The 7,771-nt window shown below is 70.3% G+C and carries 9 protein-coding genes; 6 read left to right on the plus strand and 3 right to left on the minus strand.

Annotation, left to right across the window (positions count from 1 at the left end):
- The 4 genes from FKV24_RS13715 to FKV24_RS13730 all read left to right on the plus strand — a co-directional run.
- The coding region (locus FKV24_RS13715; RefSeq protein WP_141482774.1) for an HlyD family secretion protein at positions 1-506 on the plus strand (506 nt) is incomplete at its 5' end.
- A 67-nt stretch (positions 507-573) separates the two neighbouring features.
- A complete protein-coding gene (locus FKV24_RS13720) occupies positions 574-1,233 on the plus strand; it encodes a glutathione S-transferase family protein (protein ID WP_141482775.1) in 660 nt (219 codons plus the stop codon).
- A 40-nt stretch (positions 1,234-1,273) separates the two neighbouring features.
- On the plus strand, positions 1,274-2,215 hold the full coding sequence (locus tag FKV24_RS13725; RefSeq protein WP_111267972.1) for an ABC transporter ATP-binding protein: 942 nt from the start codon (positions 1,274-1,276) through the stop codon (positions 2,213-2,215).
- Positions 2,212-3,315, plus strand: coding sequence for an ABC transporter permease (locus tag FKV24_RS13730; RefSeq protein ID WP_111265801.1), 1,104 nt, complete (start codon positions 2,212-2,214; stop codon positions 3,313-3,315). Before FKV24_RS13725 ends, FKV24_RS13730 begins: the two co-directional genes overlap by 4 nt.
- Positions 3,316-3,502: 187 nt before the next feature.
- On the opposite strand, the gene msrB is transcribed toward FKV24_RS13730, so the two are convergent.
- Positions 3,503-3,949, minus strand: a complete 447-nt coding sequence (gene msrB, locus FKV24_RS13735; RefSeq protein ID WP_141482776.1) for a peptide-methionine (R)-S-oxide reductase MsrB — start codon at positions 3,947-3,949, stop codon at positions 3,503-3,505.
- A 101-nt stretch (positions 3,950-4,050) separates the two neighbouring features.
- Here msrB and FKV24_RS13740 point away from each other — a divergent pair, with 101 nt between their 5' ends.
- On the plus strand, positions 4,051-5,292 hold the full coding sequence (locus tag FKV24_RS13740) for a bifunctional alpha/beta hydrolase/OsmC family protein (RefSeq protein WP_249041026.1): 1,242 nt from the start codon (positions 4,051-4,053) through the stop codon (positions 5,290-5,292).
- A gap of 15 nt (positions 5,293-5,307) precedes the next feature.
- Here the strand turns inward: FKV24_RS13740 and FKV24_RS13745 are convergent, their stop codons facing one another.
- Both FKV24_RS13745 and miaB read right to left on the minus strand, forming a co-directional pair.
- A complete protein-coding gene (locus tag FKV24_RS13745) occupies positions 5,308-5,964 on the minus strand; it encodes a phosphatase PAP2 family protein (protein WP_141482778.1) in 657 nt (218 codons plus the stop codon).
- Between the two features lie 20 nt (positions 5,965-5,984).
- Positions 5,985-7,433: a tRNA (N6-isopentenyl adenosine(37)-C2)-methylthiotransferase MiaB gene (miaB, locus tag FKV24_RS13750; protein WP_141482779.1), complete on the minus strand. Its 1,449-nt coding sequence runs from the start codon at positions 7,431-7,433 to the stop codon at positions 5,985-5,987.
- A 154-nt stretch (positions 7,434-7,587) separates the two neighbouring features.
- On the opposite strand from miaB, the gene FKV24_RS20310 reads away from it, so the two are divergent.
- Positions 7,588-7,771 (plus strand): DUF4124 domain-containing protein (locus FKV24_RS20310; protein ID WP_141482780.1); only part of this gene is annotated, 184 nt, incomplete at its 3' end.

The raw sequence follows: 7,771 nt of genomic DNA on the forward strand, positions 1-7,771 counted from the left end.
AACTGGAGCATGGCACCCGCGGCGAGCGGGTCGCCCAGGGCCGGGCGGCCGAGGTTGCCGCCAGCGCCGAGGCCGCCGTCCAGCAGGTGACTCTGGATAAACTGTCGCTGGTCGCGCCGCGCGATGCGATCGTCGAGAGCCTGCCGTACAAGCTGGGGGATCAGGCGCCGGTGGGCGCGCCGCTGGCGCTGTTGCTGGTCGGTGAGGCACCGCATGCCCGGGTCTACGTGCCCGAGCCGGTCCGCGCGGGTATCCGCGTCGGCCAGCCCGCGAAGGTTCGCGTCGAGGGCCTGGACGCGGAGTTCGACGGCCACGTGCGGATGATCCGCAGCGAACCCAGCTTCACGCCGTACTACGCGTTGACCGGCGAGGACGCGGCGCGGCTGAGCTACCTGGCCGAGATCGCCCTGGAGGGCGAGGCCGCACGCGAACTGGCGGTCGGCCTGCCGGTCCAGGTGCGGTTCCTGCCGCAGCGCGATGGCGACCGCGCCGGGGCCGCGCGATGACGGCCGCCGCATGCGCATTCACTCCGACCCGGCGCGGGCCCACCCATCGCTGGAACCGGGAGCGCTCATGAGCAGAATCCTGTACTCGGGCACCCGGAACGCGTCGAGCTGGGCGTTCCGGGCCTGGCTGGCGTTGAAGGAGGCCGGCGTGGCGTTCGAGGAGCGGGTGGTCGACATCCGCCGTCCCCAGCGCCATGCCAACCTCGCCCGGATCGGTGAATTCTCGCCGCCGGCGGCGGTGCCGGTGCTGGTCGATGGCGAGGCGGTGATCTTCGATTCGCTGGCGATCATGGAATACGCCAACGACCTTGGCGGCGGCGTCCTGCTGCCCGCGCAGCCGGGACCGCGGGCCCGGGCCAGGTCCTTTCTCGCCTGGCAGCATTCGGGTCTGTCCGGACTGTGCCCGCGACTGTCGTTCGAGAGCAGCTTCTACCCTCGGCGCCGGGCCATGAGCGCCGACGAACGCCAGCAGTCCGCGCGCGTCTTCGATGCCTGGGAGCGGCAACTGCAAGCCGGCGGCGGTCCCTACCTGTTCGGCGACCTGTCGCTGGCCGATCTGGCATTCGTGCCGACGCTGATGCGGCTGCAGGCGCATCTGCCACAGCCCGCCGGCTGGCCGGCGATGCAGGCCTGGGGCGAGCGCCTGATGGGGCGCGACAGCGTCCGCGAGTGGCTGGCCGAGGCGCGCGCACTGCCGCCGGTCCACCTGGCCGACTACGAGTCCTGAGACGATGGACGCGCCCTCCAGCCAGGCCACCGATCATGCGATCCGCGCACGCGGACTGAGCAAGCGCTTCGGCGCGCTGGTCGCGGTCGACCGGGTCGATCTGACCGTGCCGCGCGCGCACGTGTACGGCTTTCTCGGCCCCAACGGTTCGGGCAAGACCACCACGATCCGGATGCTGTGCGGGCTGCTCGGCCACGACGCCGGCACGGTCGAGGTGCTGGGCCTGAAGGTGCCCGAGCAGGCCGAGACGCTGCGCCAGCGGATCGGCTACATGACCCAGCGCTTCTCCCTGTTCGAGGACCTGTCGGTGCGCGAGAACCTGGAGTTCATGGCCGCCGCCCAGGGCGTACCGAAGCCGCGCACCCGCGCGCGGATCGACACGTTGATCGAGCAGTACCATTTCGGCGACCGCCAGAAACAGCTGGCCGGGACGATGAGCGGCGGACAGAAGCAGCGACTGGCGCTGGCGGCGGCGACCATCCACGAGCCCGAGCTGTTGTTCCTCGACGAGCCGACCAGCGCGGTCGATCCCGAGTCGCGCCGCGACTTCTGGGAGAAGTTGTTCGAGCTGGCCGATGCCGGCACCACCCTGCTGGTGTCGACCCACTACATGGACGAGGCCGAGCGCTGCCACCGGCTGGCGATCCTGGATCGCGGCGTGCTGGTCGCCGACGGCACCCCGGCGGAACTGACCGGCGCACTGGCCGGGCGCACGGTCGAAGTCCTTGCCGGTCAGCCGCGGCAGGCGCAGAAGCGGCTGCTGGCGGTGCCCGGCGTGCTCAGCGTCGCCCAGATCGGCAACGCGCTGCGGGTGCTGACCCGGGAGGACGGCGACGCCGACGCGCGCATCCGCGAGGTGCTGCGCGAGGCCGGCTGCGAGGCCGAGGTCGCGGCGGTGACGCCGAACCTGGAGGACGTGTTCGTCGATGCGACCCGCGGCCGTACGGCGGCCGCCGGCGGCGACAACGAGGAGGCGGCATGAACTGGCGACGGCTGCTGGCGATCGTGATCAAGGAGATGCGGCAGTTGCGTCGCGACCGGATCACCCTGGCGATGATCATCGGCATTCCGGTGATGCAGCTGGTGTTGTTCGGCTATGCGATCAACCTCAACCTGCGCGGTCTCGACGCCGCGATCGTGGACCAGGCCGGCACCAGCGGCTCGCGCGCGGTGGTGATGGACATGCTCGCCACCGGGGTGATCCGGTCCAGCGCCGATGCCGACACGCCGCAGGAGCTGGTCGCGATGCTGCGGCGGGGCGACATCAGCGTCGGGGTGGTGATCCCCGCCGATTTCGAGCGCCGACGCCTCGATGGCCGCGAGGCGGTCCAGGTGATGGTCGACGGCAGCGACACCGTGGTCCAGAGCGCGGCGATCCAGCTCGCCCGGATGCCGATCGCCGGCGCCACAGGTGCATCCGCGTCAGCGCGCCCGGGCGCGGCGGAGCCGATCGGCGTGGTTGCGTTCTACAACCCGGAGCGGCGCTCGGCGGTGAACATCGTGCCGGGCCTGATCGGGGTCATCCTGACCATGACGATGGTGCTGTTCACCGGCGTGGCGATCGTGCGCGAGCGCGAGCGCGGCAACATGGAACTTCTGATCGCGACCCCGATCAGCCGTTCCGAACTGATGGTCGGCAAGGTGCTGCCGTACGCAGTGATCGGCCTGGTCCAGACCACGGTGGTGCTGTTGCTGGGGCTGTGGCTGTTCCAGGTGCCGGTACTGGGCCGGGTGCTGCACGTGTATCTGGCGGCGGTGCTGCTGATCCTCGCCAACCTGACCCTGGGCCTGCTGATCTCGACCAAGGCGCGCTCGCAGTTCCAGGCGATGCAGATGACCTTCTTCGTGTTCCTGCCCTCGATCCTGCTGTCGGGCTTCATGTTCCCGTTCGCCGGCATGCCGACGGTGGTGCAGTGGATCGCCGAAGCATTGCCGCTGACCCACTTCCTGCGCCTGATCCGCGGCATCATGCTGCGCGGCGCCAGCCTGTGGGAGTTGTGGCCGGACGTGCTGGCCCTGATCGGCTTCACCGCGGCGATGATGACGCTGGCGATCCAGCGCTTCCGCAAGCGCCTGGACTGACCGCGCCGGCTGCGGCATCCGCGCAGGAGCGGCGCAAGCCGCGATGGCTTTCCCGCGATACCCGGTCGCAGCTTGCGCAGCTCCTACGGGAGCGGTGCGGCGGTCTGCTTTCGTAGGAGCGGCGTAAGCCGCGATGGGTTTTCCCGGGACGGCTGGAGTCGCGGCTCGCGCCGCTCCTGCGGGAGATTCAGGCTTCGGCCTTGCGCAGCGCGACCGCGTTCATGCAGTAGCGCAGTCCGCTCGGCGGCGGGCCGTCGGGAAACACGTGGCCCAGATGGGCGTCGCAGGTGTTGCACACGGTCTCGACCCGGTGCATGCCGTAGCTGTCGTCGCGGCGGTAGGCGATCGCGTTGGCGCGCGCGGGCTGAGTGAAGGAGGGCCATCCGGTGCCGGAGTCGAACTTCTCGTCGGCGTCGAACAGCAGGGTGTCGCAGCAGACGCAGTGGTAGCGCCCGGGTTCGAGCAGGCCACACATCGGATTGCTGAACGCGCGCTCGGTGCCGGCCTGGCGGGTGACCCGGTACTGCTCGGGGCTCAGCTCGGCGCGCCATTGGGCATCGGTCTTCTCGACCCGGCGATCGGGTTCGGGATTGCCGTTCTCGGCGAAGGCGAGCAGGTCCTGCCAGGTCAGCATCGTCGTTCTCCAGGATGCGCCGCGGCGGGGCGCGTCCACCACTGTGACACAGGCGTCAAGCTATGGTGGCGTCCTGCCATCAGCCGTTCGCAAGGAGCGCCGTGAACACACGAATCAAGCTCGAATTCGCCAACGACCAGGGCCAGACCCTGTCGGGATTGCTGGAGCTGCCCGAAGGCGGCGATCCGGGGCGCTGGCAGTACGCATTGTTCGCCCATTGCTTCACCTGCGGCAAGGACATCGCCGCCGCCAGCCGGATCAGCCGGGCCCTGGCCGCGCGCGGCATCGCGGTGCTGCGCTTCGATTTCACCGGTCTGGGCGGCAGCGATGGCGACTTCGCCAATACCAACTTCTCCTCCAACGTCGCCGACCTGCTGGCCGCCGCCGCCGCGCTGGGCCGGGAGTACCGCCCGCCGAGCCTGCTGATCGGCCACAGTCTCGGGGGCGCGGCGGTGCTGGCGGCCGCGCACGCGCTGCCGGAGGTGAAGGCGCTGGCGACCATCGGCGCGCCGGCCACCGCCGAGCATGTCCGCCACCTGCTCGCCGATGCGGAGGCGGACCTGCGCGGACAGGGCCAGGCCCGGGTCCGGATCGGCCCCCGCGAGTTCACCATCCAGCGCCAGTTCCTGGACGATCTGGAGGACAACGCCTCCGAGGCCCATATCGGCAAGCTGCGGCGCGCGTTGCTGGTGTTCCACTCGCCGGTCGACGAAGTCGTGCCGATCGCCGAGGCCGCGCGCATCTACAACGCCGCGCTGCATCCCAAGAGCTTCATCTCGCTCGACAAGGCCGATCATCTGTTGAGCCGCGCGGCCGACGCCGAGTACGTCGCCACCGCCCTGGCGGCCTGGACCAGCCGCTACCTCGACATCGATGCGCTGGCCGCACCGGTACCGAAGGCGCCGGTGGCGGTCGCCGAGGGCGATGTGCTGGTGACCGAGCTCGACCGTGGCTTCCTGCGCGGCCTGTTCACCTCCCGCCACGCGCTGATCGCCGACGAGCCGGTCGCGCAGGGCGGCGGCGACAAGGGGCCGAACCCCTACGACCTGCTGCTGATGGGGCTGGGCGCCTGCACCTCGATGACGCTGCGGCTGTACGCGCGACGCAAGGGCTATCCGCTGGACGATGTGCAGGTGTGGCTGCAGCACGACCGCGTCCATGCCGAGGACTGCGCCGAGTGCGATCGCAGGGACGGCCATATCGAACGCATCACGCGACGGATACGGCTGAGCGGTGCGCTCGATCCGGACCAGCGCGCCGACCTGCTGCGGGTCGCCGACCGCTGCCCGGTGCATCGCACGCTGGAGAGCGACCCGGTCATCCTGACCCGCGAGGTCGACTGAGCGGCGCCGGACGGATCAGTCGCGCGCCATCGCGACCGCCGTCGCCGCCCGCGGCTGTCGACGCAGCAACCCGGCCCAGGCCAGGCCCACGGCCGCGGTCGCGATACCGGCGAACAGGTCGATCGCATAGTGCTGGCCGGTGCTGACGATGGTCGGGAACAGCAGCGTCGGCAGCCAGATCCACGGCCGCGAGGCCGGATGCTGGCGGGCGAACGCGACCATCACCACCACCGGGATGGTGATGTGGCCGGACGGGAAGCAGGTATGGGGTTCGTCCAGCGCGTACAGCAGGTCCCAGGCCGCGCGGGTCGCGCCGCCGAGGTCGTCGGGCAGGGCATGGCGGACGATCCGGGTCGGCCAGGCCAGCCAGATCGCCATGTTCAGCCCCATCGCGACCGCGTAGGCCTTGAACGCCGCCCGCAGCAGTGCGCGATCGCGCAGCCCCAGGGCGAGGAAGGGGTTGATGCACAGCAGCAGCCAGTACGGCCAGATCGTCCATGCATGCCAGCCGATCGCCCGGTCCAGCGCGGTGACCGGCAGCAGGGCCGGCGACCGGGTCGGATGGGCGTTGATCCACAGGTAGAGCAGGGAACCGACGGCCACCACCGCCAGCACCGCCGCCAGGCGGAGGCCGAATGCGAGCGGGCGGGCGTCCGTTGCCCCCGGGGTCATGGCGCCGGGCGTCCGGCCGCTCAGGCGGTCTCGCCGTCGCGGGTGTGGACGCGGCCGCGCAGCGAGTTGCTCATCGCCTCGGTGATCGTCACGTCGACGAAGCGTCCGATCAGGCGCGGGTGGCCGGCGAAGTTGACCGAGCGCATGTTCTCGGTCTTGCCGGTCAGCTCGTTCGGGTCCTTGCGCGAGGGCCCCTCGACCAGCACCCGCTGCACGCTGCCGACCATCGCCTCGGAGATGCGCCGGGCGTTGGCGTTGATCGTCGCCTGCAGGCGCGACAGGCGGGCGTGCTTCTCCTCGCTGGAGACGCTGTCCTCCAGGTCCGCGGCCGGGGTGCCGGGGCGGCGCGAATAGATGAACGAGAACGACTGGTCGAAGCCCACGTCCTCGATCAGTTTCATGGTCTTCTCGAAGTCGGCGTCGGTCTCGCCGGGGAAGCCGACGATGAAGTCCGAGCTGATCGAGATGTCCGGGCGCACCGCGCGCAGCTTGCGGATCTTCTGCTTGAACTCCAATGCGGTGTAGCCGCGCTTCATCGCCGCCAGCACCCGGTCGGAACCCGACTGCACCGGCAGGTGCAGGTAGTTGGCCAGCTGCGGCACGTCGCGGTAGGCCTCGACCAGGGAGTCGCTGAACTCCAGCGGGTGGGAGGTGGTGAAGCGGATCCGCTCGACGCCGTCGATCTCGGCGATCGTGCGGATCAGCAGGCCGAGGTCGGCGTGCGAGGCGTCCGGGTCGCTCTCCCCATCCCCCGGCGGGGCGATCGGGCCACGGTAGGCGTTGACGTTCTGGCCGAGCAGGTTGATCTCGCGCACGCCCTGCGCGGCCAGCTCGGCGACCTCGACCAGCACGTCCTCGAACGGGCGGCTGATCTCGGTGCCGCGGGTGTAGGGCACCACGCAGAACGAGCAGTACTTCGAGCAGCCTTCCATGATCGAGACGAAGGCGGTCGGGCCCTCCGCGCGCGGTTCGGGCAGGCGGTCGAACTTCTCGATCTCTGGGAAGCTGATGTCGACCTGGGGGCGGTCCTGCTCGCGGCGGGCGCGGATCAGCTCCGGCAGGCGGTGCAGGGTCTGCGGGCCGAACACCAGATCGACGAACGGCGCGCGCTTGATGATCGCCTCGCCCTCCTGGCTGGCGACGCAGCCGCCGACGCCGATCAGCACCGGCCGGCCGCCGTCCTTGAGCGTGCGCCAGCGGCCGAGCTGGCTGAACACCTTCTCCTGCGCCTTCTCGCGGATCGAGCAGGTGTTGACCAGGATCACGTCGGCCTCCTCGGCGTCCGTGGTCAGCTCGAAACCGTCCGACGCCGCCAGCACGTCGGCCATCTTGGCCGAGTCGTACTCGTTCATCTGGCAGCCGTGGGTCTGGATGAACAGCTTCGGCGCCGGTGCCTGGCCGGGCGCGCGGGGGGCGGCGGGGGCGGCCTGGATCGACCCGGCGGTCGGCAGGGGGTGGAGTTCGGACATGGTCGTAATCCCGGGAGTTCGGCGGTTATTCCGTGCCGGTCAGCACTGCGAAGCCTGCCAGTCTAGCGGCTTTGGCGGCCGAAACCGGTGAAAAGTCGCGTTTCCAGAGCGGGAGAGGTGGCAATTCGGTCTGTTTGGGGAGACACTCGCGACCATGAAAGGGGGATTGGCGCTTCTGGGGATCGTCTGCCTGCTGTCCACCGCTCCGGCGGTGGCGGGCACCATTTACCGTTGCGAGGGCGCCGACGGCGTCCCCAGCTATGTCAGCAAGCGGGTCAAGGGCAGCAAGTGCACGGCGGTGACCAGTTACCGCGGCGGGCGCTCGCAGGCCCCCGCCG

Source organism: Marilutibacter maris (assembly GCF_006546735.2).
In the GTDB taxonomy this organism is placed as follows: Bacteria; Pseudomonadota; Gammaproteobacteria; order Xanthomonadales; family Xanthomonadaceae; genus Marilutibacter; species Marilutibacter maris.